Genomic DNA, 23403 nt, shown 5'->3' on the forward strand with positions numbered 1-23403 from the left:
GTCCTCGTCGGACAACCACGCCGTGGCCGCGGCGACCTTCATCGCCCCGAACCCGCCCACCTTCCCCTGATCCAGCAACCCCAGCGTGCGCGGCAGGCGGGTCGTCAACGCCTCAGCCGTCGACACCAACCCAGCAGCATGACCGTCCACAACAGACAGAGCCAACGCTACCTCCTGCACCACACTGGCGGCACCGTCACGGTGACGGCTCAACCGCCCCAACGCGCGGAACCGGACAGCCTCCAACCGCGCGATCCCCTCCGACGCCGCCACCGCGACATCCACGGCATCGTCGTCCCCCAGCGAATCCAGCGAAGCATTGACCTCCCGAAGAGCTTCCGGCGACGTGATTTCCTTCAATAGCGCCACAGTGGCGTTGAGAGTGTCCACACCCAGAACGTACAACCGACCACCGACAGTTTCCGGCGACGAAACCGTCGCCGATTTCCGGCAACAGCCATTCCCACCGAGAAACCCGACGAGACCGAGCGGCACACGAAACCCATGCGACCAGATTGCATGGAACATTCCGTTGCACAGCAAAGCTAATCGCGATCGAGCAATCCCTGAGCTCCGTTCTCCAGCCGCCGCGCGATCTCCGCCGACCGCGGCAGCATCGTCCCCTCATAAACCCGGACGGCCTCACCCAAACTGGCCGAACCAACCAGCGCGAGGGCGAGTTCGCAAGCGTCGACCATGGCCAGATTGACCCCGACACCCAGCGGCGGCATCAGATGAGCGGCATCGCCGAGCAGGGTCGCCCAAGGCCTGTGCTCCCACGCGTGCGGGACGGGCAGGGCGAACAACGGCCGGTCGATGTACGGCCCGTCGTTGTCGGTGATCATCCTCAACAGCGACGGCGACCAGCCGGAGAACGCGTCGAGCAGCCGAGCGCGGATCTCCGAAGTGTCGCCGCCGCCGACCCAGTCCGCCGGCATCCGCTGGATGATGTAGACCCGGATGTGGTCACCGCTGTTGCGCTGGGCGAAGAGGCATCGCTCGCCGTCGGCCGCCATCGCGCTGCCCTGGCCGACGAGTTCGTCGAGTTCGGGATGCGCGTTCCGGACGTCGTCGAACCACGCCTCCAGGAAGGTGATCCCGGTGTATCCGGGCACGGCCTCCGACACCGCCGGGCGGACCCGCGACCACGCGCCGTCGGCGCCGATGACCAGGTCCGTCTCGACCGTCGTGCCGTCCGTGAACCGAAGGCGCCCAGGAGCTTCGACACGGTCCAGCGTCCGTCCCCAATGGACAGTGTCCGGCTTCAGCGAGTCCAGGAGCAGGCCACGCAGCTGACCGCGGTCGATCTCCGGCCTGAACAGGTCCCCTTCGGCCGGGACATGGTGTTCCATAAGCCGCCCGGCGGGATCCAGTTTGCGCATCTCCTGCCCTTCCGGACGGGCGAGTGCGAAGAACTCGTCGAGAAGGCCCGCTTCGCGCAGAGCCAGCTGCCCGTCGTCCGCGTGGAGGTCGAGGGTGCCGCCCTGGTTTCGAGCGTCGGGATGGGGGTCGCGGTCGTAAACCGTCACGGGGACGCCGTGCTGCTGCAGGATGCGGGCGCAGGTCAGGCCGCCGGGGCCCGCTCCGATGATGCTGATCGTCATGAACCCAGAAAAGCAGAACGAGTTGAAAAGTGCAACGAGTCAACTTAGTGACCGTGACAACTCATGGGGTAGAGTGCGCGCATGGAGACACCGGGACGGCGTGAACGCAAGAAGGCGGCCACCCGCCAGGCATTGGCGGACGCCGCGCTGAAGCTGTTCCTGGAGCGCGGCTACGACCAGGTCAGCATCCGTGACATCGCCGAGGCGGCCGACGTCTCGACGACGACGCTGTTCAAGCACTTCCCCGGCAAGGAAGCGCTGGTCTTCGACGAGTCACAAGACCGCGAGGCACGCCTGGTCGCCGCCGTCCGGGAGCGCGAAGAGGGCCAGAGCATCGTCGAGGCGTTGCGCGAATACGTGCTCACCACCTGGCTTCCGATCACGACGCACCCCCAGTACGCCGAGTTCACCGCGCTGGTGAACGGCACCCCCGCCCTGCAGGAGTACGGCGAGCGCATGTGGACCCGGCACGCCGCGGCCCTCGGCGCCGCCATCGCCGAAGAGACCGGCGTGAGCCCCGAGGACATCGCTTGCCGCGCGCTCGCCCGCTTCGTGCTGGACATCCCGGCCCTCACCCGAGGCCGAAAGGATCCGCGAGACGACGTCGAAAGGATCTTCGATCTCCTGGAGGCAGGCTGGCGCTAGTCCTCTTCGGACGCGGGGCGGGAGCCTCGCAGCGAGCCCGGATGCGCCTTGGCGGAGGGATCTTTGCGGGTCTTGAGCAGGCTCGCCACCGTCACCACCACGAGGATGCCGATGATCACCGACAGGCTGACCGGCGTCGAGATTTCGGGAACGCTCTCGTCGATGTCCACATGGGCCCAGTGCAGGATCAGCTTGATCCCGATGAACCCGAGGATCACCGCGAGCCCGGCGGACAGGTACACCAGGCGATCGAGCAGCCCCTTCACGAGGAAGTACAGCGCCCGCAGGCCCAGCAGCGCGAACGCGTTGGCCGCGAAGACCAGGTACGGCTCGTCGGTGACACCGAAGACCGCGGGGATCGAGTCCAGCGCGAACAGCAGGTCGATCCCGCCGATCGCGAGCAGCACCACCACCAGCGGCGTGCCCACGCGCTTTCCCTCGACCCGGGTGAACAGTTTGCCGCCGTAGTACTCGTTCGACAGCGGCAGCAGACGGCGCGCGGACCGCACCACCACGTTGTTCTCGACGTCCGGATCCTCGTCGCGATGCCGGAACAGCTGGACGCCGGTGTAGATCAGCAGCAGCCCGAACAGCAGGAACATGAAGGAGAACAAGGAAAGCAGCGTCGCACCGAGGGCGATGAAGATCGCGCGCATGATCAGGGCGACGACGATGCCGAACGTGAGCACCTTGTGCTGGTGTTCTTCGGGTACCGCGAAGGTGCTCATGATGATCACGAAGACGAAGAGGTTGTCGACCGACAGGCTCTTCTCGACGATGTAACCGGCGAAGTACTGCTGCCCGAAGTCGCCGCCGTGCGCCAGCGTCAGCCAGACACCGAACGCCACCGCGACCAGGATGTAGCCGATCGACCAGGCCACCGCCTCGCCGAAGCCGACCTTGTGCGGCCGGACGGCCGCGAGGATGAGATCGAGTGCCAGGAGCCCGAGCACCAGTCCGATCGTGACGATCCAGGTGAGGGCATCGATCTGGAGCATGCCCAAGATCCTAAGCGCGACTCCCCGGCCCCGCATTCGCATGACGCGGCGCCGCGTCCAGCAGCGCGGCGAGCACGGTCTTGAGCAACGGGTGGTCCGCGCTCCCGCGCCGGACGGCCGCGAACACCCGGCGCAGCGGCGGTTCGCCGCGCAACGACACGGCGACCGCACCGGGAACCGGGGCGAAAGCGTTGCGCGGCACCAACGCCACCCCTTCACCCGCGGCGACCAGGGTGGTGATCGCGTGGAAATCGTCGGAGACGTGCCGGATCTCGGGGTTGGCGCAGACGATCATCAGCACGTCGCGGCACGGATTGCCGGGTTTCGGCGCGATCCACTCGTCGTCGGCGAGATCGTCGATGTCCACTTCGGACGCCCCGGCGAGCCGGTGCGCGGTGGGCAGCACGACGTCGAAGGGCTCCACGTACAACGGGAACCGGGTGAGCCTGCTTTCATCCGTCCGTGGCGAGAGCCGGTACTCCTCGGTGATCGCCAGATCCACCTCGCCGTCGAGCAGGAGCGGGATGCTCGCATGCCCCTCGACGTCCTGCACCTGCATGGTGACCCCGGGCGAACCGGCGCGCAGCGAGGCGATCGCCGGCGCGACGACCATCGTGATGGCGGAGGCGAAACTCGCCAGCCGCACCAAGCCCTGGACGCCGGAATCGAGCGCGGCCAGGGTGGCCTGCGCCCGTTCCAGTTCGGCGGCGACGGCGTTGGCGTGCACCACCATCAGTTCACCCGCCGGGGTCAGCGAAACCCGTCTGCCCCGGCGGCGGAGCAGCTGCTGGCCGCACTCGGCTTCGAGGGCGGCCAGCTGCTGGGAGACCGCGGACGGCGTCAGGTGCAGCGCCTGTCCCGCCGCCGTCACGGTGCCGTGGTCGGCGAGGGCGCGCAGCACGCGCAGCCGTCGCGGATCGATCATTCGCCCATCATGGACCTTGCCGTCACGAACGCGTCGACGGCCCGGTTGACGTCGTCGGTCGAGTGCGCGGCCGACATCTGCGTCCGGATCCGCGCCTTGCCGTGCGGCACCACCGGGTACGAGAAGCCGATCACGTAGATGCCCTGGTCGAGCAGCAGATCCGCCATCTTGCCGGCCTTGGCGGCGTCACCGATCATCACCGGGATGATGGGGTGCTCACCCGGGAGCAGATCGAAACCCGCCTCGGTCATCCGGCGCCGGAACAGCTCGGTGTTGGCGCGCAGCTTGCCCAGCAGGTCGCTGGAGGAATCCAGCAGTTCCAGCGTGGCGAGCGCGGCCGCGGTGATCGACGGCGCCAGCGAGTTCGAGAACAGGTACGGCCGCGAACGCTGCCGCAGCATCTCGACGATCTCCGCGCGGCCGGAGGTGTAGCCGCCGCTCGCGCCGCCGAGTGCCTTGCCGAGGGTGCCGGTCAGCACGTCGACCTTGTCCTGCACGCCGAACAGCTCCGGCGTTCCCCGGCCGGTCGGACCGGTGAAGCCGACGGCGTGCGAGTCGTCCACCATCACCAGCGCGTCGTACCGCTCGGCCAGCTCGCAGATCTCGTCCAGCGGGGCGAGGTAGCCGTCCATCGAGAACACGCCGTCGGTGGCGATCATCCGGTACCGCGCGCCGGACGCCTCCTTCAGCCTTGCCTCCAGATCCGCGACGTCGCGGTTGCGGTAGCGCATCCGCTTCGCCTTGCAGAGCCGGACGCCGTCGATGATCGACGCGTGGTTGAGCTCGTCGGAGATGATGACGTCCTGATCGGTCAGCAGCGTCTCGAACAGCCCGGCGTTGGCGTCGAAACAGGAGCTGTAGAGGATCGTGTCCTCGGTGCCGAGGAACTCCGACAGCTTCGCCTCGAGTTCCTTGTGCGGCTGCTGGGTCCCGCAGATGAACCGCACCGACGCCATGCCGAAGCCCCAGCGGTCCAGCGCCTCTTGCGCGGCCTTGATCAGCTTGGGGTGGTCGGCGAGGCCGAGGTAGTTGTTGGCGCAGAAGTTGAGGACGTCGCCGTCACCGACACTGACCGAAGCCCGTTGCGGCCCCTGGATCACCCGTTCGCCCTTGTACAGCCCGGCTTCCCGGATCTCGGCGAGCCCGGCCTTGAGGTCGTCGCGCATCGCGCCGTACATCAGTTCTCCGTCCAGTCCAGAATGACCTTGCCGCAGCGGCCTTCCCTTGCCGTCGCGAACGCCTTCTCGTATTCGGTGTAGCCGAACCGGTGGGTGATCACCGGCGAGATGTCCAGCCCCGCCTGCAGCAGGACGGACATCGAGTACCACGTCTCGAACATCTCGCGTCCGTAGATCCCCTTGAGCTGGATCATCTTCAGCACCACGGACGCGATGTCGACCGACACCTCGGAAGCGGGAAGGCCGAGGAGCGCCACGCGCCCGCCGTGCGACATGTTCGCGATCATGTCGCGCAACGCCTCGGGCCGCCCGCTCATCTCCATGCCGACGTCGAAGCCCTCCGCCATGCCGAGCTTCAGCTGCGCGTCGGCGATGGTCGCGGAGGAGACGTCCAGCGCGAGGTCGACGCCGACCTGGCGGGCCAGTTCGAGGCGGGGCTCGCTGACGTCGGTGATGACGACGTTGCGCGCGCCCGCGTGGCGCGCGATGGCGGCGGCCATGATGCCGATCGGGCCGGCGCCGGTGACCAGCACGTCCTCGCCGATGACGGGGAAGGACAGCGCGGTGTGCACGGCGTTGCCGAGCGGGTCGAAGATCGCGGCGATGTCGAGATCGACCTTGGTGCGGTGCACCCAGGCGTTCATCTCGGGCAGGACGGCGTACTGCGCGAACGCGCCGTCCGTGTGCACGCCGAGGCCCTTGGTCCTGGCGCACAGGTGACGCCGGCCCGCCTTGCAGTTGCGGCAGCTTCCGCAGACGAGGTGCCCCTCGCCGCTGACCAGGTCGCCCACCTTCACCGTGGTCACCGACCGGCCGATCTCGACCACCTCGCCGACGAACTCGTGCCCGATGACCAGCGGCGCGGCGATGGTGCGCGCCGCCCAGTCGTCCCAGGAGTCGATGTGCAGATCGGTGCCGCAGATCCCGGCGCGCAGCACGCGGACCGCGACGTCGCCGGGGCCGACCGCGGGGTCCGGAACGTCGGTGAGTTCCAGCCCGGGTGCTCGGTCGGCTTTGACCAATGCCTTCATGGCGCGAAGTCTGGTCCGCCCGTGCTGTTCAGTCCATCGCGAGTTTCTGAAATCCCTCGTTAGAGCAACTTCACAAGGAGCCCGGCACCCGAACGGTCACGAAGTCCGGCCGCGGCACCACTTCGAAGCCGATCGACCGGTACAGGCGGACGGCCGAGGTGTTCGCCGCCGCCGCGTGCATCATCGGGCGCTCGCCACGGGCGCGGATCCCCGCCGCCACCGCGCGGATGAGCCGGGTCGCCAGTCCTTGGCCGCGATACGCCGGGTCGGTGCAGACGGCGCTGATCTCGGTCCAGCCCGGCGGGCGCATCCGCTCCCCCGCCATCGCGATCAGCTCGCCGTCGCGCCGGATTCCCAGATATGTCCCCAATTCGATGGTCCGTTTCCGGAACGGCCCCGGTTTGGTCCGCTCCACGAGGTCGAGCATCTCCGGGACGTCGTCCGGCCCCAGCAGGACCGTTTCGGGATCTTCGGCGGCTTCGAGCGCGACGTCGACCAGCCGGACTCCGGCGATCCTGCCGAGGACTTCCCACTCGGCCGGGACGGGGAGCGTGTTGTGGACGGTGACCGTCTGGCCGGGTCCCGCCAGCGCGGCGACGTCGGCCCACACGCCGTCGTCCGGTTCCGGCGGCAGGGCGAAGAACGGCGCGACGTCGACCTGGTAGCGCAGGACCTGGCCGAAGCGCTCCGCGAAGCGGGCGTGCGGGCCGGTCAGCGAAGCCCAGGCCGGGTCGTCGAAAGGGGTGACCATGACGGCTCCGACATCGGCGGGCGGGCTTTCATTCCCGCTCCCACATGCTGAACGCTCAGCCGCCCGGCACGAGCAGCGGCGAATGCGGGTCGAGTTCGACCCCGCGTTCCCGGAGCGTGTCGTCGATGACCCGCCAGATCCACCGCACCAGCTGGCTCGCGAGCTCCGCGAGCTCGATGCCGCCCGGATTCTCCAGCCAGCGCGCGGCACTCGTGTCGACGAGGCCGACCAGCCCGAAGGCGAGCGGTTCGGCGATCCGGCCGTCGAGGTCGAAGGTGTCGAGGTAGTGCTTGAACAGGGTGGAGAGCTGCCGGGCGATGGCCGTCCTGACGTCGGTGATGGCATCGCCGCCGCGCCGTCCGGCCTGGGAGTGCCTGGCGAGGTAGCGGTAGAGGTTCCCGTGTTCGGCGAGCCAGCCGGTATGGGCGCCGACCGCCATGGTGATCAGCTGCATCGGCGTCCCGCTCGGGTCCCACAGCGGGGCCAGTTCGGCGGTGATGAGCCGGACGGCGCGGTCGGCGATCGAGCGCTGCAGATCGGCGGCGTCGTCGAAATGCTTGTACACCCGGGTTCTCGCCACCCCCGCCTCGTCGGCGATCTGTTCGGTGGAGACCTCCGGACCGTGCGCGGCGATCGCACGCAACGCCGCGTCGACGAACTCCCGTCGGCGGCGCTCACGCTGTCCCGCCCAGCGCGCCGCGCGGCCGTCCGGCCGAGGCACGTCGGCTTCAGGCGTCATCCCCCGGAGTTTATCGGCGGCCGCTTAACGGGTACACTGCCGTACCCGATACTTTGGGTATGCAAATCGGCCCGTCCGGGAGACCGCGATGAGGGAAGACGTCGACACCACAGCGGACGCCACCCTGCTCGACGCCTACCGAGCCGGTGACATCGCCGCCGGCGAGACACTTTTCCGGCGGCACGCCGAGCCGCTCCGCCGGATCGCCGCGGGCTGGGTCGCCGAGCCCGCCGAGCGGGACGACCTCGTGGCCGAAGCCTTCGTACGCGTGCTGAGCGTCATCCGCGACGGCGGCGGACCGCGCGAGAACCTCCGCCCCTATCTCGCGGTCACCATCCGGAATCTCGCCGCCAAATGGAGCCGTCACCACAAACGGGTCGAGCTGTACGGCACGACCCCGGCGGTCGAAGAGGCCGCCGGAGTCGTGGGCGCCGAAGAACTCCTCATCCTCCGCGCGAACGCCCACCTGGCGTGGACCGCGTATTGCGCGCTGCCCAGCCGCTGGCGGACCGTGCTGTGGCGGACCGAAGCCGAAGGCGATTCCCCGAAGGTGGTGGCGCCGCTGCTGGGCGTGTCGCCCAACGGCGCCTCCGTCCTCGCCTTGCGGGCCCGCGAAGGGCTGCGTCAGGCGTTCTTGCAGGCGCAGGTGCCCGAAACGGGAACGCCGTGCTGCCAGGAAGCGCGGCGCCGGATGGGCGCGTGGCTCCGCGGCGGCGTGCCGGGACGCCGGGCGGATCTGATCACCGCGCATCTGGCCGGCTGCGAACCCTGCCGTACCGTCGCCACCCGGCTCGACGAGGTCAACCGCGAGATGCCGCCGGGCGTCCGCGCCGTCCCCGCCTGAGCTCAACCGGGTACCGGAGCGGTCTCCCCCGCGATCCTCAGCGCCTCCACCAGTTCCCGGTACAGCGTGTCGGTGGCGAGCAGGTGCTCGTGGCTTCCGCTCGCCCGGACACGGCCCTCCTCCATCACCACGATGGTGTCCGCGTCGATCACCGTGGACAGCCGGTGCGCCACGGTGACCACGGCGCCCTCGCGGGCCAGCCGCCGGATGCAGTCGTGGATCGCGCTCTCGGTCCGGCCGTCGACCTGCGCGGTCGCCTCGTCCAGCAGCACCACGTCCGGGGTGCGCAGGATCGCCCTGGCCAGCGCGATCCGCTGGCGTTCCCCACCGGACACCGACGTCGACGACAGCGGCGTGTCCAGTCCGTCGTCGAGTGCGGCGATCTTGTCGCTCAGCCGGACTTCGGCGAGCACCCGCCGTACTTCTTCCTCGGTCGCGTCCGGATGGGTGAAGAGCAGGTTCTCCCGGATCGTCCCCGGCACGATCGGCGTCTCCTGTTCGACGTAGGCCAGCCGGGACCGCACGTCCGCGTACGGCAGGTCCGCGTACTCGCGCCCGTCCAGCAGCAGGGAACCCGACTCCGGCCGCACGAACCGCATGATCAACGACAGCATCGTCGTCTTGCCCGCGCCGGACGGCCCGACGATCGCGGTGTGCCCGCGTCTCGGGATCTCCAGCGAAACGTCGCGCAGCGCCGGGTCGCCGCCGTAGCCCGCGGTCACGCCGCGCAGTTCCAGCACCGGGCCGTCCTGGCCACCGGCGGGTTTCGTCCCGACAGGCGCCCCGTCCTCCTCCACGTCCAGCGTGTCCATCTCCCGGATCCGCCCGGCCGCGGCGATCCCCGCCTGCAGCGCGGTCATGTTCTGGCTCAGTTCGGTGATCGGCTCCATCAACGCGAACGCGTACAGCAGGAACGCGATGAGACTCGACACTTCGAGCAAGCCCGCTTCGACCCGCCAGGCGCCGAGACCGAGGATCACCAGGATCGCGCCCTGGATCCCCGTCCAGGCCACCACCCAGGCGACGGCCTCCCGCCGCACCGCGCGGACGCCGTGCACCGTGGCGGCTTCCGCGTCGACAAGGATCCGCTCGGCCTGCCGGGTTTCGGCACGGCTCGCCTTCACCGTGCGGATCGCCCGCAGTGCGCCTTCGAGGACACCACCGAGCCTGCCAAGGCTGTCCTGCGCCTTCTCCTGTTCCTTCGCGATCGCGGGCATGAGCCAGGCGAACAGCGCGACGACCACGAGCACGGCGGCCACGGTCGTCGCCAGCAGCACCGGGTCGAGCACACTCATCAGCACCAGGGTGCCGACGAGCATCACCACGCCGTTGATCAGGCCGATCACGCTGGACGACGCCGCCTCGCGCAACAGCACCGTGTCCGAAGTGACACGGGTGACCAGCTCACCCGTCGGCCGTTTCGTGATCGCCGGGATCGTCGCACGGAAGAACCGCCGCACCATCGATTCCCGCACCCTCAGCACCACCCGCTCGCCGATCGTGCCGAGCAGGATCCACTCCGCCAGCCAGATCACCGCTCCCACCAGCATCAGGCCGAGCAGCGCCAGCACCGGACCGGCCAGCGACGCCGACGAACCGAGTGAGTCGAGCACCCATTTCGTGACCATGGGCGACGCGAGACCGGTCGCCGAACCGAGCAGGGCGAGCACCAGGCCGATCGCGAGTGCCCCCTTGTGCGGCCGCGCGAACGACCACAGCACCTTCAATCGTGGAGTCTTCATGGTTCCTAATGGAACACGCGTGTTCTAAAATCGTCAAACGAGTTCCATATCGGGAGCGAGGTACGGTACCGCCATGATTGAGGGTGTGGTCACCGAGACGGGTGTGCGGGCGAGGACCCGGCGCGCGATCCTGGACGCGGCCATCGAGACGTTGATCAAGCAACCGAGCGCCACGCTGGCGGATATCGCGGCGGCGGCGAACGTCGGGCGCACCACGGTGCACCGGTACTTCGCGGAGCGGTCGGACCTCATCGACGCCATCAGCCACGACGCCCTCGACAAGATCTCCCGGAGCACCGAACGGGCCCGGCTCGACGACGGTCCGGCCCCGGACGCGCTGGCGAGGCTGTGCCAGGAGTACTTCGAACACGGCGACGTATTCCAGCTGCTGTTCACCATGCCGGATCTGGTGACGCGGCCCGAATGGACGGAGGAGAGCGAGGACGACCGTCGCCTGCTGCGGCTCGTCGAACGCGGGCACGCCGAGGGTTCGATCGATCCGGCGATGACGAAGGAATGGTTGCTGCAACTGCTCTGGAGCCTGCTCTACACGGCATGGGAGCTGACGCGGGAGAAGACGCCGAAGCACGAGGCGCTCACTTTGTGCCTGCGCAGCCTGGAAAAGATCATCGCGGTCGGCTGAAGTCCTCCGAAGTGATGACGCGGACTCGCGCCGCTTCGAAGATCCTGGCCCGGTGACAGAAAAGACCGGTACCCGCCCGGGTGCCGCCTGGGGGATCCTCATCGGCGGGCTCGCGGTGTTCGCCGCCGCGCCCGCACTGCTGCTGGCCACCGGGCACGACGCGATCAAGCCGTCCGCGGATTCGGCAAAGGAGCTTTCCCTCGCGGGCGCCCTGATCCCCGCGCTCGCCGGGATCCTGCTGATCCACGGGATCCCGCTCCACGCGCCGAAACTGCTCCCCGAGGTCACCGACCGGCGCGGGCTGGGCAGACAGGCGACGGCCTTGGCGCTCATCGCGTTCCTGTGGCCGCCGGCGTTGTACCTGGTCTCGGCGGCGGGACAGCAGGCGCTGGTCCGCGACATCTGGGCGCTCGCGAAACCGCTGGTGTTCCTGGCACTGCCGTTGATCCTGCTTCGAGCCCTGCCCGCGCGGGATTCCTTCCGGCTCATCTGGGGGCCGCGTCAGACCTGGCAGTGGCTCGCGCCGATCCCGGCGGTGCTCGTGTTCGGCTGGCTCTACGTCCTCGGCCCGCTCGCGCCGCCGCTCCCCACCGCGGAGGACTATCCGGACCCGGTATACCTGGCGATCGGCGCGACGCTGACCTTCTTCACCGCCAACGTCCTCGAAGAGGTGTTCTTCCGCGGCATGCTGCAGACCCGGCTGGAGGCGCTTTTCGGGCGGTGGCCGGGGATCCTGCTCTCGGCGCTGCTGTTCGCGTGGCTGCACCTGCCGACGCACGGACAGGGATCACTGCCGCTCACCCTGGGCGCGATCGTGGCGTTCCAAGGATTCTTCGGCCTGTTCACCGGCTACCTGTGGTCGCGCTACCGCAACCTGTGGGCGCCGATCGCCGCGCACACCGCGATGAACACGCTGCCGCTGCTGCTGATGTGAGGCGCCTCGTGAGTGGCAAGGACGGTTCTAACCGTCCTTGCCACTCACGAGACGGCCGAGCGGGTCAGGCGCCGATGGTCGCCGCGTCGATGACGAACCGGTAGCGGACGTCGCTGTTCTCGACCCGGTCGTAGGCCACGTTCACCTGGTCGGCCGAGATCGTCTCGATCTCCGCACCGATCCCGTGCTCGGCGCAGAAGTCGAGCATCTCCTGGGTCTCGGCGATCCCGCCGATCATCGAACCGGCGAGCACCCTGTTCCCGCCGAGCAGCGAGAAAGCGTTGTAGGACAGCGGTTCGCCGGGCGCGCCGACGTTCACCATCGCGCCGCCGACGCGCAGCATGCCGAGGTAGGAGTCGACGGGAAGCGTCGCCGAAACGGTGTTGAGGATCAGGTCGAAGCGGCCGCGCAGCGTCTTGAACGTCGACGCGTCACCGGTCGCGAAGTAGTCCTTCGCGCCCAGCTTCAGACCGTCCTCCTGCTTCTTCAGGCTCTGGCTGAGCACGGTGACCTCGGCGCCCATGGCGACCGCGATCTTGACCGCCATATGCCCGAGCCCGCCGAGGCCGACGACGGCGACCTTCTTGCCCGGCCCGGCGCCCCAGCGGTTCAGCGGGGAGTAGGTGGTGATGCCCGCGCACAGCAGCGGGGCGGCGACGTCGAGGCCGATCCCTTCCGGGATCCGGCAGACGAAAGCGTCCTTCACGACGATCTGGCGGCTGTAGCCGCCGTAGGTGTTCTCGCCGTCGAAGCCGACGCCGTTGTAGGTCTGGATGTTGCCCTTGACGCAGAACTGCTCGGTGCCCGCGAGGCAGTATTCGCACTCGCCACAGGAATCGACCATGCAGCCGACCCCGACCCGGTCGCCGACCTGGTACTTCGTCACGCCGGAGCCGACCGCGGCGACGACGCCGGCGATCTCGTGACCGGGCACCATCGGGAAGATCGCGCTGCCCCAGTCCTCCTTCACCTGATGGATGTCGCTGTGGCAGATCCCCGCATACGCGATGTCGATCAGCACGTCGTCCGGACGCAGGTCGCGACGCTCGATCGTCGTCGGCGACAGGGCGGCGCCCGGGGACGGCGCGGCGATGGCGTGCGTGGTCGTCGTCATGAAACCCTCCGAGAAACAGTGAGACCATGTAAGAGGTCACTTACAACTAGCGTAAGAGGGCTCTTACATATTCCGCGACCGGGACGGTGTGATCCACGACATGGGCGGCAAGTACCATCACGGCGACCTTCGCGCCGAACTCGTGCGGGTCTCGCTCGACCTGATCGCCGAGCAAGGTCTCGGCGCGTTCTCCGTCGCCGAGGTCGCCAGGCGCGCGAAGGTCAGCCCCGGCGCGCCGTATCGCCACTTCCCGGACAAGGAAAGCCTGCTGGCCGCGATCGCCGCCAGCGTCGCTTGCCAGCTGGCGGACAGGGTGCACGCCGCCATCGAGGCCGAGGCCGAACCGGTCGCGGCGCTCGCCGCGGCCGCCGGCGCGTACACGGAGTATCTGATCGAACGCCGCGCCGGGATGAACATCATCTACTCGGATGGCTTGCAGGGCCCGGAACACGCCGCGTTGCACGAGCAGACGCGCCGCCTGACCGACCAGTTCGTCATGCTCTGCCTCACCGTCGCCGACCGGCCGGAGGACGGACTCGAACTGATGGAGCAGTTGTTCACCCAGGCGCACGGTTACGGCACGTTCTACCTCGACGGAGTGTTCACGAAACAGGGCTACTCCACGGAAGTCGTCGTCCGGAAATCGGTCGAGGCCGCTCGGGCCGCCATCGAGGGACGCACGAAAATGTGACGTGATTCACGTCTGATTTGTCCGATTACCGGGGCTCCCCGCGCCGACAGGATGCGAAGCGCAATCCTTTCGACAGCGAGGAGAAACGCGTGAGCATCGGGCAAGATGTCGGATCGTGGCGGGAACTGGGCCGCCATACGAGCACCGCGGCGGTACTGGCGGGTGGCGTGCTCGTCGGCGCGATCACCATCTATGTGGCGGCGAGCCTGCTGCCGACGGCGATCCAGGACATCGGCGGACGGTCGTTGTACGCCTGGACCATGACGGCGTTCCTGGTCGCCCAGGTCGTCGCGACCATGCTGGTGGGACAGGCGCTTTCGCGCTTCGGCGGCAAGGGTTCCTATCTGCTCGGTTTCGGCGTCTTCGCCGCGGGTTCGGTGGTGTGCGCGGCGAGCCCGTCGATGCCGGTCCTGCTGCTCGGCCGCGGGACGCAAGGTCTCGGCGCCGGTCTGCTGACCGGACTGGGTTTCGCCCTGATCCATTCGGCGCTGCCGCCTCGGCTCTGGAGCCGGGGCAGCGCGCTGATCTCCGCGATGTTCGGGGTCGGCAACTTCGCAGGCCCGGCGCTCGGCGGGTTCTCGGCACAGTTCGGTTCGTGGCGTTCGGCGTTCGTGGTGCTGGCCGTGGCGGCGGCCGTGCTGGCGATCTTCGTGCCCCGGGCGCTCCCCGACGGCGAACGCCCGGCGCAGGCACCGCCGGTCCCGGTCGTTTCGCTGTCGCTGATCGTCGGCGCCACCGGAGCGGTGAGCGTGGCCGGGATCCTGTCCGGCGTCGTCGCGATGACCGCCCTCATCACGCTGGGTCTCGTCCTCGTGGGCACGTTCCTGGTGACGGAGAACCGTTCGGCGGCGAGTGTGCTGCCCGCTTCGGTCTACCGCCGGGGTTCGAGGTCGCGGTGGATCTACCTGACCATCATGGTGCTGGCGTCCGGCGTCGCGGTGGAGACGTTCCTGCCGCTGTTCGGCCAGCGGTCGGGCGGGCTTCCGCCAGCGGCGGCGGGATTCTTCGCCGCCGCGTTGTCCTTGGGCTGGTCGGTGAGCCAGCTCGTCAGCGCTTCGGCCCGCAAGCCACGACGGCTCGTCCTCGCCGGTCCGGCCTGTCTCGCCATCGGGTTCGCCGTGCTGGGACTGCTGCAGGCCGACCAGCCGCCGCTGGCCGTCGTAATCGCCTGGCTGCCGGTGCTCTTCTTCGGTGGCACGGGAATCGGCATCGCGATGCCCCATCTGTCCGTCGCGGCGATGACCTCCGCCCCGGACGGCGAGGGCGGACAGGCGGCGGCCGCGATCGCGACGGTGCTCACGATGTCGACCGCGTTCGGCGCGGCGGTCGCCGGCCTGCTGGTCAACCTCGGTGGCGCTTCGATGGTCACGTCCGCGAGGTGGCTGCTGTTCGGCTTCGCCGCCATCGCCGTCCTCGGCCTGTTCACCGCACGCCGCGCCGTCTGAGACCGGTCAGGCCCGGGAGCGCTTCACCCGCGGGAGCGCTTCCGGGCAGCCGCCGTCGCACCGGATATGCGCCCAGACGATCTTCCCGCCGCGCACCGGCTCGCGCCGGACGCCCCATTGCACGGCCACCCCGTCGACGACGAGGAGACCGCGCCCGCGGGGATCCTCGATCTGCGAACAACGCGCCCGTGGCTGTTCGACGCTGACATCCGCGACCTCGATCCGCACAGCGCACGGCGAAACGCCTCGCCACAGCTGGATGTGGCGTGCGCCACCCCCGTGCACATAGGCGTTGGCGACGAGTTCCGTCGCCGCCAGCAGGACGTCGTCGCGATGACCCTCGCCCAGATCGGGAAGGCATCTGACCACCCAGGCGCGCATGTCCGGCAACGCCCGTGGCGTCGTGGCCCGCAGGTCGAGCACCCAGGTTCCCGGCACCGGATGCTCCGCGACATTGATCATGGAGCCACCCTTCCCCTCGCGCGCGGCCTCCCTGCTGAAGCCGCAAAACGGGGTTACCCAGAACGGGCGCCGATCAACCCGTGCCGGACCCGGCACCGGATCAGCGGACCGCGATACCCTCCAGCACCGTCTTGACCACGGCTTCCGCGGCCGGCGCGGTGGTCACCTCCGGGCCGTGCGGGAGCAGCGCGGCGAGCACCGCTTCGTGACAGACACCGACCAGCATCGCCGCCGCCGCGTCGACATCGCCGCTCAGCCTGCCGAGTTCCTTTTCCGCGCGCAGATATCCGGCGAGACGGTCCCGCCAGGTCTCACCGTCCCCGGCCAGCTCCCCGAACCGCGCGAGCACGGCGGGACGGGCGAGCAGCCCGGCGAACGCGGGCAGGATCTCCTTGTGCAGAGCCAACCCGTACGCCAGCTGGGCGCGGAGATTGCCCTCGACCGTAGCCGAACCCGGTGCGGGCAGCGCGCCGAGCCCGGCTTCCACTCTCCGTACGTGCTCGGCCAACGCCTCGGCCAGCAACTCCTCCTTGTCGGCGAAGTGGTTGTACAGCACGCCATCGGCGACCCCGGCCGCCCGCGCGATGGCCCGGACCGTGAGTTCCGCGGTGCCGTTGGCGGAAATCAGATCCGCGGCCGTGCCGATCAGATGCTCGCGCAGGCTTCGGCCGTCTCCGGTGTCGCGCAGTGCCGCCGCTTTCCTCGGTGACATCAGGATTTCGCCGTGACCAGCCACGCGGCACCGCGTAGCCGCACACCACCGGGTCCGTCGAAAGGCCCGAGTGCGGCCGAGAGCGCTTCTCGCGCGCCACTCGCCGCTTCTTCACCGACCTGGCCGAGGTGATACTTGACCGGGCCCCAGTCCGCGATGAACCCGGCGGCGTCGGCCACGTCGCTTCCCCAGACCTGATCCGCCTCGACCCGGGTGGCCGTGACGTCGAGGAATCCGGCGTCCGTCAGCACCGAACGAGCCCGTTCGGGGTCGGCGAACGCCGTCGGGCCGGTGCCGTCCTCGCCGGTCGGCGTCGGCAGGAACGGTGACAGCGCACCGAAAACGGAGCCGAGATCGGTTCCGGCGAGTGCTGTCATGCACAGGAACGCGAGCTTGCCGCCCGGTTTCAGCGCCCGGCGGACATTCGCGAAGGCGGCGACCGGATCCGCGAAGAACGTCACCGCGAACCGGCTGAGCGCGACGTCGAAAACCCCTTCCCCGAACGGGAAGACCTGGACGTCGCCCTGCTCGAATCCGACGTTCGCGACGCCTTCGGCCTCCGCGCGCGCCCGCGCCGTGGCGAGCATCGGCGCGGACAGGTCGATCCCGGTCGCGCCCCCGAACGGGGCGCGGACGGCGGCGAGCCGGGTGACCTGTCCGTTGCCGCAGCCGATGTCGAGCACCCGGTCCCGCTCGCCGATCCCGGCGGCGTCGAACAGGAATTCGTTGAAGCCGCTGTTCACCGCGTCGTAGCGCTCGTCGTGCGCGGCCCAGTGCCGCCCCTCGTAACCGTTCCACGCGTCGGACTGCGCGGTGTTGACGATGCCGGACATCCCAGAACCCTCCTCCGTTATGAACACATGTTCATGAACACGTGTTCATAGTGCCGACGCCCGGTCCGGCCGTCAAGCGATCGCGACGGTGAAGTCGGCGGTGCGGACCTTTCCTTCGTGCTGGAAGTCGAGGAACAGCCGGTAGGTACCCGCCGTCGGGAACCCGGCGAAGAACGTCACCTCGGGCCCCGCAGCGGTCCGGCCGTCACCGGGTTCGCCGTCGGGATGGACGTGGAGATACGCGAGGTCGCCAGCGCGCAGCGCGACCAAGTGCCCGTAGGCGCCCAGATACGGCTGGAGATCGGTGACCGCGCGGCCGTTCTTGGTGACCGTGAGGGTCACCTTCGACGGCATTCCCGGCATGGGTTCGCCGTCGAGGTGGACCCGGTAGCCGTCGGTCTCCGCGACGCGCGAGGCCGGGTATTCGACAGGGCGGAAGTCCCCGCCGGCGAAGAGGTCGGCCCCCAAGGTGATCCCCTCGCCGCCACGGGGCTTGAAGTCGGCGAAGACGCGGTAGACCCCGGCGTCGGCAACGGTCAGCGGAACCGTCCAGACGCCATCTTCGCCGAGTTCGGGGTGGATGTGCTGGAAGCCCGCGGTGTCGCGGCGGACGACGATGAGGTGCAGCCGCTTTTCGTGTTCGACGTCGTAGGCGGTCACCGGCATGCCGTCGGCGCCAAGGATCCGGAAGGTGAAAGGAGCCGTCTTTCCGGGGATGAGCGTCGTCGTGGTGGGCGCGAGGGTGTAGCCACCCTTGGTCGACGCGAGCCCGGCGGGTTCGTGGCCGTGCGTGCCGTGTGTCGTTGCGTTCATGAACCCAACATACATACCCCTAGGGGGTACTGGATGGCGATGCTCGTCACATACCCCCAAGGGGTAGCCGTACGACCAGTCGCGCCCCAGTGGCGCCGTCCTCCGCCCGGAGCGATCCGCCGTGCCGGACGGCGATGTCCCGAGCCAGCGTGAGACCGAGCCCCGTACCGCCCGCGTCGCGCGCGCGAGCGTCGTCGAGCCGGGCGAACCGATCGAAGACACGCTCGCGGTCGGCGACGGGGATGCCAGGGCCGTCGTCGACGACTTCGAGGACCGCCTCCCCCGCCTCGCACCGGAGCCGGACCGTGACGGCCGACCGCGCGTGCCGCACGGCGTTGTCGAGCAGGTTCCGCAGCAGGCGTTCCAGCTGGACGGCTTCGCCGGGCACCGGCGCCGCACCGTCCACTTCGGACACGACCGCGGGGCCGGGTTCGAGCGCGCGTTCGGCGACCTGCTCGCCCACCAAGTCGGCGAGGTCGACGACGTCTTGCGGGATCTCCGCCGGATCGACGGCCAGCTGCAGGAGGTCCGCCGTGATGCGCTGCAGCCGCTGGACGTCGAGCAGCGAACGGCGGGCGACGGCGGGCCAATCGGCTCGATCGGCGTGGGTGAGCGCGACCTCCAGTCCGGCACGGAGGTTCGCGAGCGGGCTGCGCAGTTCGTGGCTGGCGTCCGCGACGAAGCGTTCCTGCCGGTCGTAGGCCTGCTGGAGCCGGTCGAGGGTCTCGTTCGTGGTGGTCGCCAGCCGGGCGACCTCGTCACGGGACGGCGGCACCGGTACCCGGCGGTCGAGCCCGCTCCCGCTGACTTCGGCCAGTTCCCGGCGGATCGCCTCCACCGGCCGCAGCGCCCGCCCCGCCGCGAGCCACGCGGCCAGCGCGGTGATCAGCACCGCGAGCGGGACGAAGAAGACCAGGGTGTCGTCGAAGGTCGCCAGCGTCCGGAGCGTTTCCCACGGAGACACGAACAGGTAGACCGTGAACCGGCGCCCGTCCCGGTCGGTCACCTTGCCCACCACGGTGTATTCGCGATATTCACGCCACTGTGGATGGTCGCCGGGTTTCAGGGTGGCCTTCGTGGTGACCGTCCAGTCCGCGGGTGAACCGGCGGGAGCGGGCGGCAACGGCGTCCACGCGGGATCCCAGCGGTGCAGGTTCTCGCTGCTCGCCACCTCCCTGCCCGATTCGTCGACCACCTCGAACACGGCGTCCCCGTAGAGCCGTGCCGGTTGCCCGGAACGGTAGGCCTCGGCGAGAGCGTCCAGCTGGACCCGTGTCGCGGCGACGGCGCTGTCCGAGAGCTGCTTGCCCAGCAGTTCGCGGGTGCCCAGCCAGCCGAGGGTGAACACGACCGCGCACAGCAGCGCGGCCGAAAGCGCGGTGCTCCGGCGCACCGACACCGGCCACCATCCGCTCATCCGTCCTCCAGCCGATAGCCCGCGCCGCGCACGGTCGCGATGGTGCGCCGCCCGAACGGCGCGTCCAGTTTGCGCCGCAACGCGCTCACGTAGACCTCGACGATGTTGGGATCGCCCCGGTACGCCAGATCCCAGACCTGATCGAGGATCTCCCGTTTCGTCACCAGCTGACCGCCGTGCCGGAGCAGGCATTCGAGAACCGCGAACTCCTTGGTGGTCAACGAAACCGGCGTCCCGGCGCGGCGGCACGTCCGCTTCGCCGGGTCGAGCACGAGGTCCCCGAACTCCAGCACACCCGCCGAGCCGGCCCCACCCCGGCGCAGGAGCGCCCGCAGCCGGGCGGTGAGCACGACGTAGGAGAACGGCTTGCTCAGGTAGTCGTCGGCGCCGGTGTCGAGCGCTTCGGCTTCGTCGTACTCGCCGTTCTTCGCGGTCAGCATGAGGATCGGCGTGGTCACCCCGCGCTCCCGCAGCGCCGCGCAGACGCGGTAGCCGTTGAGCTTCGGCAGCATGATGTCCAGGATGATCACCTGGTACGGGTACAGCTGCGCGAGTTCGAGCCCTTCCAGTCCGTCGTGGGCGAGGTCGACCGCGTAGCCGTCGGCTTCGAGTCCCCATTGGAGGGTCTCGGCCAACCGCCGTTCGTCTTCCACCACGAGCACGCGCATACCTCGATCTTCGCAGATCACCACCGCTGTTCCTGAAGCGTTCTTCAGGTTGTTTCAGGAACCGTTCAGGTGGTTCCGGCCATGCTCGCGACATGCACACAATGGACGGTCCCGCGGTGAGCGCGACGGATGTGGTGAAGGTCTACGGCCGGGGCGACACGGCGGTACGGGCGCTGGATCACGTGTCGCTGGAGTTCCCGCGCGGCCGGTTCACCGCGATCATGGGTCCCTCGGGATCGGGCAAGTCGACCCTCATGCACTGCCTCGCCGGCTTGGACACCGTCGACGCCGGACGCGTCCACATCGGACGGACCGAGCTCACCGGCCTCTCCGACGCCGAGCTGACCAGGCTGCGCCGCGACCGGATCGGGTTCGTGTTCCAGTCGTTCAATCTCCTGCCGACCATGACCGCCGAGGAGAACATCCTGCTCGGGCTCCGGCTCGCGGGCAGGCGCCCGGATCCGGCGTGGTTCGACACCATCGTCGGCGCCCTCGGTCTCCGGGAGCGCCTCCGGCACAAGCCCGGTGAGCTGTCCGGTGGCCAGCAGCAACGGGTCGCGTGTGCCCGCGCGCTCGTCGGGAGGCCCGACGTCGTGTTCGCCGACGAGCCCACCGGCAGCCTGGATTCGAAATCCGGCGCCGAAGTGCTGGGCTTCCTGCGCGCCTCGGTCCGGGAACTCGGCCAAACGGTGGTCATGGTGACGCACGACCCGGTGGCGGCCTCGTACACCGATCGCCGGGTGCTGCTGGCCGACGGCCGGATCGCCGAGCTCACCGGTCAGGTGGCGTGATGCTGCGAACCGTGCTGGCCGGGCTCAAGGCCCGGCCGCTGCGGCTGCTGCTGTCGGCCGTCGCCGTCACGCTGGGCGTGACCTTCGTGGCCGGATCGTTCGTGCTCACGGACTCCGTCGGCGCCGGACTGCGGGAAGCCGTCGCCTTCGAGACACGCGGGGTGGACGTGTCGATCACCGCCAAACGGGGTGCCCTCGACGACGCGACGCTCGCGAAGGCACGGCAGGTGCCGGGTGTCGCCGCCGCGGAGGGCAGGGCCACCGTCGGCGCGCCCGTGATCGGACCCGACGGGCGCCCGCGCGACGCCGCCGCGACCGCGCTGAGCGCCGATGAGGGGCTGCGCCCGTACGACCTCGCGGAAGGCCGATTTCCGCATAGCCCGGGCGAAATCGCGATGGAGCGGAACAGTGCCGAGGGCTTCCCGCTCGGCGGGCCGGTGACCGTGCTGGACGAGACCGGCGGCCGTCACCCGCTGACGCTGGTCGGCACGTTCAGCCGTCCGACCGACGCCGGTCTCGGCGGGGCGAATCTTGTGGTGCCCCAGGAAACCTTGCGACGGCTGAGCCCGGCGGCGACGTTCGGCGAGATCGTCGTGCGCGCCGCCCCCGGCGTCGGACAGGCCCGGCTGGCCGCGGAGCTGAAGAAGGCACTGGGCGTTCCCGCGATCACCGGGAAGGAGGCCGCCGCCCGGTTGCTCGCCGAAACCGCGCCGAACACCGCCGGCCTGGCGGAATTCTTCACCGGCTTCGCGGTCCTCGCCATGGTCGTGGCCGCGATGGTGATCACCAACTCCTTCACCATCCTCGTCACCCAGCGGGCCCGCGAGCTGGCGCTGCTGCGCTGTGTCGGTGCCGGGAAACGGCAGCTCTTCGTCAGCGTGCTGGCCGAAGCGGCGGTGGTGGGGGCGATCGCGTCCGTCGCCGGGCTGTTCGGCGGTCTGGGTGCCGCCGCCGCGTTGCAGGCCATCGCCGGTCAGGAGACCGTCCATCTCCCGTTGACCGCGCGGACGGTGGCCGCCGCGATGGCCATCGGCGTCCTGGTGACCGCGCTCGCGGCGGCGATCCCGGCGTGGGCGGCGACACGGGTCGCCCCGGTCGAAGCGCTTCGGAAGCCCGCCGGATCCACGCGCTCCGGTCGTCCGCGCCTGATCGTGACGGGGCTCCTCCTCGCCGCCGCCGTGGGTTCGGGGACGGTGGCCCTTCGGTCCTCAGTGGACGATGGCGCCGGGTTGGCCTTGGTGGCCATGGTCGCGCTGCTCGGAGCGACACTGGCCGCCGGGCCGCTGATCGCGGGACCGGTCGTCCGGACGCTCGGGCGGCTCGTGCCGGGACGGGCCGCCGAACTGGGCGCGCTCAACGCCGGCCGCGACCCCAAACGCACCGCCGCCAGCGCCGCCGCGCTCACCATCGGCCTCGCCGTCGTCGCACTCGCGACCACCATGGCGGCCGGCGTCGAAGCAGGCCGGAGCCGGGGACTGGACGAGCAGCTCGCCGCCGACTTCACCGTCACCTCGGTGCTCACGACCCGGCCCCTTCCCGCCGCGCTCGCGGGCACCGTCGCGGCCGTGCCCGGCGTGACCGCCACCGCGACCCGCTGGTCGTTCCCGGGCGACCTCGGCGAATACGGGAAGTTCCAGCTGACCGCGGTCAGCGGTGATCTCCTGCGCCCCAAGGTGCTTTCCGGCCGTCTCGACCGGCTCGGCCCCGGCGAGATCGCCATCGCCAAGGACCTCGCCGAGCAGACCGGGCTCGCCGTCGGTGACACCGTGCGTTCCCTGCGCGTGGTGGCGGTCTACGACGCCGTGGACGCACCGGGAGCCGATCTGGGCTTCGCGCTGGTCGATGTCACGGAGCAGCGGAGGCTCGACCCGACCGGGGAGACCTACGACGGGAGCGTGCTCGTCAAAGTCACCGATCCCGATCGGGCCCGGCCCGCGCTGGAGCGAGCGCTCTCCGCCTCGCCACTCGCGAAACTGAGCAGCGTCGGCGAAATCAAGGAAGAGGAGGCCGCGCCGCTGCGGGAGACCCTGAACCTCCTGTGGGCACTGACCGGGCTGGCGGTGTTGATCGCCTTCGCCGGGATCACGAACACGCTCTCCCTCTCCGTTCTGGAGCGGACGCGCGAATCGGCGTTGCTGCGCGCGCTGGGTCTGACGCGCGGCGGGCTCGGTGCCGCGCTGACCGCGGAGTCGGTGTTCGTGGCCGTCCTCGGTTCCGTTTGCGGTCTGTCGGTGGGGATCGCCTCCGCGTGGCTGATCACGGAAGTGGCATCGGGCGGCGGTGAGGCGATCGTGTTCGCGCCGCCGTGGGGCCGGTTGGGGGTGCTGGTGGCGGCGGCCCTCGTCGCGGCTCCCCTGGCGGCCTTGGCCCCGGCGCGGCGGGCGATGCTCGTGAGTGTCAAGGACGGTTAGAACCGTCCTCGG

At 69.7% G+C, this 23403-nt stretch carries 24 protein-coding genes; 8 read left to right on the forward strand and 16 right to left on the reverse strand.

Translation table 11 applies throughout. The annotated features are described in order from the left end of the window. Together ACFWIW_RS19815 and ACFWIW_RS19820 are read right to left on the reverse strand one after the other, a co-directional pair. The coding region (locus ACFWIW_RS19815) for a DUF222 domain-containing protein (RefSeq protein ID WP_378369758.1) at positions 1-390 on the reverse strand (390 nt) is incomplete at its 3' end. Between the two features lie 155 nt (positions 391-545). Further along, positions 546-1604: an FAD-dependent oxidoreductase gene (locus tag ACFWIW_RS19820; RefSeq protein WP_378369759.1), complete on the reverse strand. Its 1059-nt coding sequence runs from the start codon at positions 1602-1604 to the stop codon at positions 546-548. 81 nt (positions 1605-1685) lie between these two features. Between ACFWIW_RS19820 and ACFWIW_RS19825 the strand changes: the two genes are divergently transcribed. After that, entirely contained in the window at positions 1686-2249 is a 564-nt protein-coding gene (locus ACFWIW_RS19825) for a TetR/AcrR family transcriptional regulator (RefSeq protein ID WP_378369760.1), read from the forward strand. On the opposite strand, the gene ACFWIW_RS19830 is transcribed toward ACFWIW_RS19825, so the two are convergent. The 6 genes from ACFWIW_RS19830 to ACFWIW_RS19855 form a co-directional block, all read right to left on the reverse strand. Beyond that, positions 2246-3247, reverse strand: a complete 1002-nt coding sequence (locus ACFWIW_RS19830; protein ID WP_378369761.1) for a TerC/Alx family metal homeostasis membrane protein — start codon at positions 3245-3247, stop codon at positions 2246-2248. The two genes, ACFWIW_RS19825 and ACFWIW_RS19830, sit on opposite strands and share 4 nt — an antisense overlap. Positions 3248-3257: 10 nt before the next feature. Next, positions 3258-4172 (reverse strand): LysR family transcriptional regulator, encoded by a 915-nt coding sequence (locus tag ACFWIW_RS19835; RefSeq protein WP_378369762.1) that lies wholly within the window; start codon positions 4170-4172, stop codon positions 3258-3260. Continuing rightward, on the reverse strand, positions 4169-5350 hold the full coding sequence (locus ACFWIW_RS19840) for a glycine C-acetyltransferase (RefSeq protein ID WP_240593031.1): 1182 nt from the start codon (positions 5348-5350) through the stop codon (positions 4169-4171). The genes ACFWIW_RS19835 and ACFWIW_RS19840 overlap by 4 nt, the downstream gene beginning before the upstream one ends. Further along, positions 5350-6381 (reverse strand): L-threonine 3-dehydrogenase, encoded by a 1032-nt coding sequence (gene tdh / locus ACFWIW_RS19845; protein WP_378369763.1) that lies wholly within the window; start codon positions 6379-6381, stop codon positions 5350-5352. Before tdh ends, ACFWIW_RS19840 begins: the two co-directional genes overlap by 1 nt. Before the next feature lie 70 nt (positions 6382-6451). Beyond that, positions 6452-7132, reverse strand: coding sequence for a GNAT family N-acetyltransferase (locus ACFWIW_RS19850; RefSeq protein WP_378369764.1), 681 nt, complete (start codon positions 7130-7132; stop codon positions 6452-6454). 55 nt (positions 7133-7187) lie between these two features. Beyond that, positions 7188-7871 carry a TetR/AcrR family transcriptional regulator gene (locus ACFWIW_RS19855; RefSeq protein WP_378369765.1) on the reverse strand — a complete coding sequence of 228 codons (684 nt, stop codon included), beginning with the start codon at positions 7869-7871 and terminating at the stop codon, positions 7188-7190. Between the two features lie 88 nt (positions 7872-7959). On the opposite strand from ACFWIW_RS19855, the gene ACFWIW_RS19860 reads away from it, so the two are divergent. Further along, a complete protein-coding gene (locus ACFWIW_RS19860; protein WP_378369766.1) occupies positions 7960-8715 on the forward strand; it encodes a sigma-70 family RNA polymerase sigma factor in 756 nt (251 codons plus the stop codon). Between the two features lie 2 nt (positions 8716-8717). Here the strand turns inward: ACFWIW_RS19860 and ACFWIW_RS19865 are convergent, their stop codons facing one another. Then, positions 8718-10457: an ABC transporter ATP-binding protein gene (locus ACFWIW_RS19865; RefSeq protein WP_378369767.1), complete on the reverse strand. Its 1740-nt coding sequence runs from the start codon at positions 10455-10457 to the stop codon at positions 8718-8720. Between the two features lie 73 nt (positions 10458-10530). Between ACFWIW_RS19865 and ACFWIW_RS19870 the strand changes: the two genes are divergently transcribed. Next, entirely contained in the window at positions 10531-11100 is a 570-nt protein-coding gene (locus ACFWIW_RS19870; RefSeq protein ID WP_378369768.1) for a TetR/AcrR family transcriptional regulator, read from the forward strand. Between the two features lie 52 nt (positions 11101-11152). After that, positions 11153-12034: a CPBP family intramembrane glutamic endopeptidase gene (locus ACFWIW_RS19875; RefSeq protein ID WP_378369769.1), complete on the forward strand. Its 882-nt coding sequence runs from the start codon at positions 11153-11155 to the stop codon at positions 12032-12034. Between the two features lie 64 nt (positions 12035-12098). Here the strand turns inward: ACFWIW_RS19875 and ACFWIW_RS19880 are convergent, their stop codons facing one another. Then, positions 12099-13148 carry an NAD(P)-dependent alcohol dehydrogenase gene (locus ACFWIW_RS19880; RefSeq protein WP_378369770.1) on the reverse strand — a complete coding sequence of 350 codons (1050 nt, stop codon included), beginning with the start codon at positions 13146-13148 and terminating at the stop codon, positions 12099-12101. A gap of 88 nt (positions 13149-13236) precedes the next feature. On the opposite strand from ACFWIW_RS19880, the gene ACFWIW_RS19885 reads away from it, so the two are divergent. Together ACFWIW_RS19885 and ACFWIW_RS19890 are read left to right on the forward strand one after the other, a co-directional pair. Beyond that, positions 13237-13839 carry a TetR/AcrR family transcriptional regulator gene (locus tag ACFWIW_RS19885; protein ID WP_378369771.1) on the forward strand — a complete coding sequence of 201 codons (603 nt, stop codon included), beginning with the start codon at positions 13237-13239 and terminating at the stop codon, positions 13837-13839. A gap of 89 nt (positions 13840-13928) precedes the next feature. Next, positions 13929-15284, forward strand: a complete 1356-nt coding sequence (locus ACFWIW_RS19890; protein ID WP_378369772.1) for an MFS transporter — start codon at positions 13929-13931, stop codon at positions 15282-15284. Positions 15285-15290: 6 nt separating this feature from the next. Here the strand turns inward: ACFWIW_RS19890 and ACFWIW_RS19895 are convergent, their stop codons facing one another. From ACFWIW_RS19895 to ACFWIW_RS19920, 6 genes are all read right to left on the reverse strand, one after another. Then, entirely contained in the window at positions 15291-15746 is a 456-nt protein-coding gene (locus ACFWIW_RS19895; protein WP_378369773.1) for an ATP-binding protein, read from the reverse strand. A 100-nt stretch (positions 15747-15846) separates the two neighbouring features. Beyond that, the gene (locus ACFWIW_RS19900) at positions 15847-16458 is read right to left on the reverse strand and encodes a TetR/AcrR family transcriptional regulator (protein ID WP_378369774.1); all 612 of its coding nucleotides are present in this window, start codon (positions 16456-16458) and stop codon (positions 15847-15849) included. Next, entirely contained in the window at positions 16458-17291 is an 834-nt protein-coding gene (locus ACFWIW_RS19905; protein WP_378369775.1) for a class I SAM-dependent methyltransferase, read from the reverse strand. The genes ACFWIW_RS19900 and ACFWIW_RS19905 overlap by 1 nt, the downstream gene beginning before the upstream one ends. Before the next feature lie 72 nt (positions 17292-17363). After that, positions 17364-18194, reverse strand: coding sequence for a hypothetical protein (locus ACFWIW_RS19910; RefSeq protein ID WP_378369873.1), 831 nt, complete (start codon positions 18192-18194; stop codon positions 17364-17366). Then, the gene (locus ACFWIW_RS19915) at positions 18151-19521 is read right to left on the reverse strand and encodes a sensor histidine kinase (protein WP_378369776.1); all 1371 of its coding nucleotides are present in this window, start codon (positions 19519-19521) and stop codon (positions 18151-18153) included. The genes ACFWIW_RS19910 and ACFWIW_RS19915 overlap by 44 nt, the downstream gene beginning before the upstream one ends. Next, positions 19518-20189, reverse strand: a complete 672-nt coding sequence (locus ACFWIW_RS19920) for a response regulator transcription factor (RefSeq protein WP_378369777.1) — start codon at positions 20187-20189, stop codon at positions 19518-19520. The genes ACFWIW_RS19915 and ACFWIW_RS19920 overlap by 4 nt, the downstream gene beginning before the upstream one ends. A gap of 101 nt (positions 20190-20290) precedes the next feature. On the opposite strand from ACFWIW_RS19920, the gene ACFWIW_RS19925 reads away from it, so the two are divergent. Together ACFWIW_RS19925 and ACFWIW_RS19930 are read left to right on the forward strand one after the other, a co-directional pair. Next, positions 20291-20980 (forward strand): ABC transporter ATP-binding protein, encoded by a 690-nt coding sequence (locus ACFWIW_RS19925; RefSeq protein ID WP_378369874.1) that lies wholly within the window; start codon positions 20291-20293, stop codon positions 20978-20980. Next, entirely contained in the window at positions 20980-23391 is a 2412-nt protein-coding gene (locus ACFWIW_RS19930) for an ABC transporter permease (RefSeq protein WP_378369778.1), read from the forward strand. The genes ACFWIW_RS19925 and ACFWIW_RS19930 overlap by 1 nt, the downstream gene beginning before the upstream one ends. The last annotated feature ends 12 nt before the right edge of the window (positions 23392-23403 follow it).

Source organism: Amycolatopsis sp. NPDC058340, assembly GCF_042723975.1.
GTDB lineage: Bacteria > Actinomycetota > Actinomycetes > Mycobacteriales > Pseudonocardiaceae > Amycolatopsis.

Excerpts from the sequence above, each read along its gene's own strand:
- ACFWIW_RS19820 (WP_378369759.1), bottom strand. The coding sequence starts at position 1,604 with ATGACGATCAGCATCATCGGAGCGGGCCCCGGCGGCCTGACCTGCGCC.
- ACFWIW_RS19825 (WP_378369760.1), top strand. The coding sequence starts at position 1,686 with ATGGAGACACCGGGACGGCGTGAACGCAAGAAGGCGGCCACCCGCCAG.
- ACFWIW_RS19830 (WP_378369761.1), bottom strand. The coding sequence starts at position 3,247 with ATGCTCCAGATCGATGCCCTCACCTGGATCGTCACGATCGGACTGGTG.
- ACFWIW_RS19835 (WP_378369762.1), bottom strand. The coding sequence starts at position 4,172 with ATGATCGATCCGCGACGGCTGCGCGTGCTGCGCGCCCTCGCCGACCAC.
- ACFWIW_RS19840 (WP_240593031.1), bottom strand. The coding sequence starts at position 5,350 with ATGTACGGCGCGATGCGCGACGACCTCAAGGCCGGGCTCGCCGAGATC.
- tdh (WP_378369763.1), bottom strand. The coding sequence starts at position 6,381 with ATGAAGGCATTGGTCAAAGCCGACCGAGCACCCGGGCTGGAACTCACC.
- ACFWIW_RS19850 (WP_378369764.1), bottom strand. The coding sequence starts at position 7,132 with ATGGTCACCCCTTTCGACGACCCGGCCTGGGCTTCGCTGACCGGCCCG.
- ACFWIW_RS19855 (WP_378369765.1), bottom strand. The coding sequence starts at position 7,871 with ATGACGCCTGAAGCCGACGTGCCTCGGCCGGACGGCCGCGCGGCGCGC.
- ACFWIW_RS19860 (WP_378369766.1), top strand. The coding sequence starts at position 7,960 with ATGAGGGAAGACGTCGACACCACAGCGGACGCCACCCTGCTCGACGCC.
- ACFWIW_RS19865 (WP_378369767.1), bottom strand. The coding sequence starts at position 10,457 with ATGAAGACTCCACGATTGAAGGTGCTGTGGTCGTTCGCGCGGCCGCAC.
- ACFWIW_RS19870 (WP_378369768.1), top strand. The coding sequence starts at position 10,531 with ATGATTGAGGGTGTGGTCACCGAGACGGGTGTGCGGGCGAGGACCCGG.
- ACFWIW_RS19880 (WP_378369770.1), bottom strand. The coding sequence starts at position 13,148 with ATGACGACGACCACGCACGCCATCGCCGCGCCGTCCCCGGGCGCCGCC.
- ACFWIW_RS19895 (WP_378369773.1), bottom strand. The coding sequence starts at position 15,746 with ATGATCAATGTCGCGGAGCATCCGGTGCCGGGAACCTGGGTGCTCGAC.
- ACFWIW_RS19900 (WP_378369774.1), bottom strand. The coding sequence starts at position 16,458 with ATGTCACCGAGGAAAGCGGCGGCACTGCGCGACACCGGAGACGGCCGA.
- ACFWIW_RS19905 (WP_378369775.1), bottom strand. The coding sequence starts at position 17,291 with ATGTCCGGCATCGTCAACACCGCGCAGTCCGACGCGTGGAACGGTTAC.
- ACFWIW_RS19915 (WP_378369776.1), bottom strand. The coding sequence starts at position 19,521 with ATGAGCGGATGGTGGCCGGTGTCGGTGCGCCGGAGCACCGCGCTTTCG.
- ACFWIW_RS19920 (WP_378369777.1), bottom strand. The coding sequence starts at position 20,189 with ATGCGCGTGCTCGTGGTGGAAGACGAACGGCGGTTGGCCGAGACCCTC.
- ACFWIW_RS19925 (WP_378369874.1), top strand. The coding sequence starts at position 20,291 with ATGGACGGTCCCGCGGTGAGCGCGACGGATGTGGTGAAGGTCTACGGC.
- ACFWIW_RS19930 (WP_378369778.1), top strand. The coding sequence starts at position 20,980 with ATGCTGCGAACCGTGCTGGCCGGGCTCAAGGCCCGGCCGCTGCGGCTG.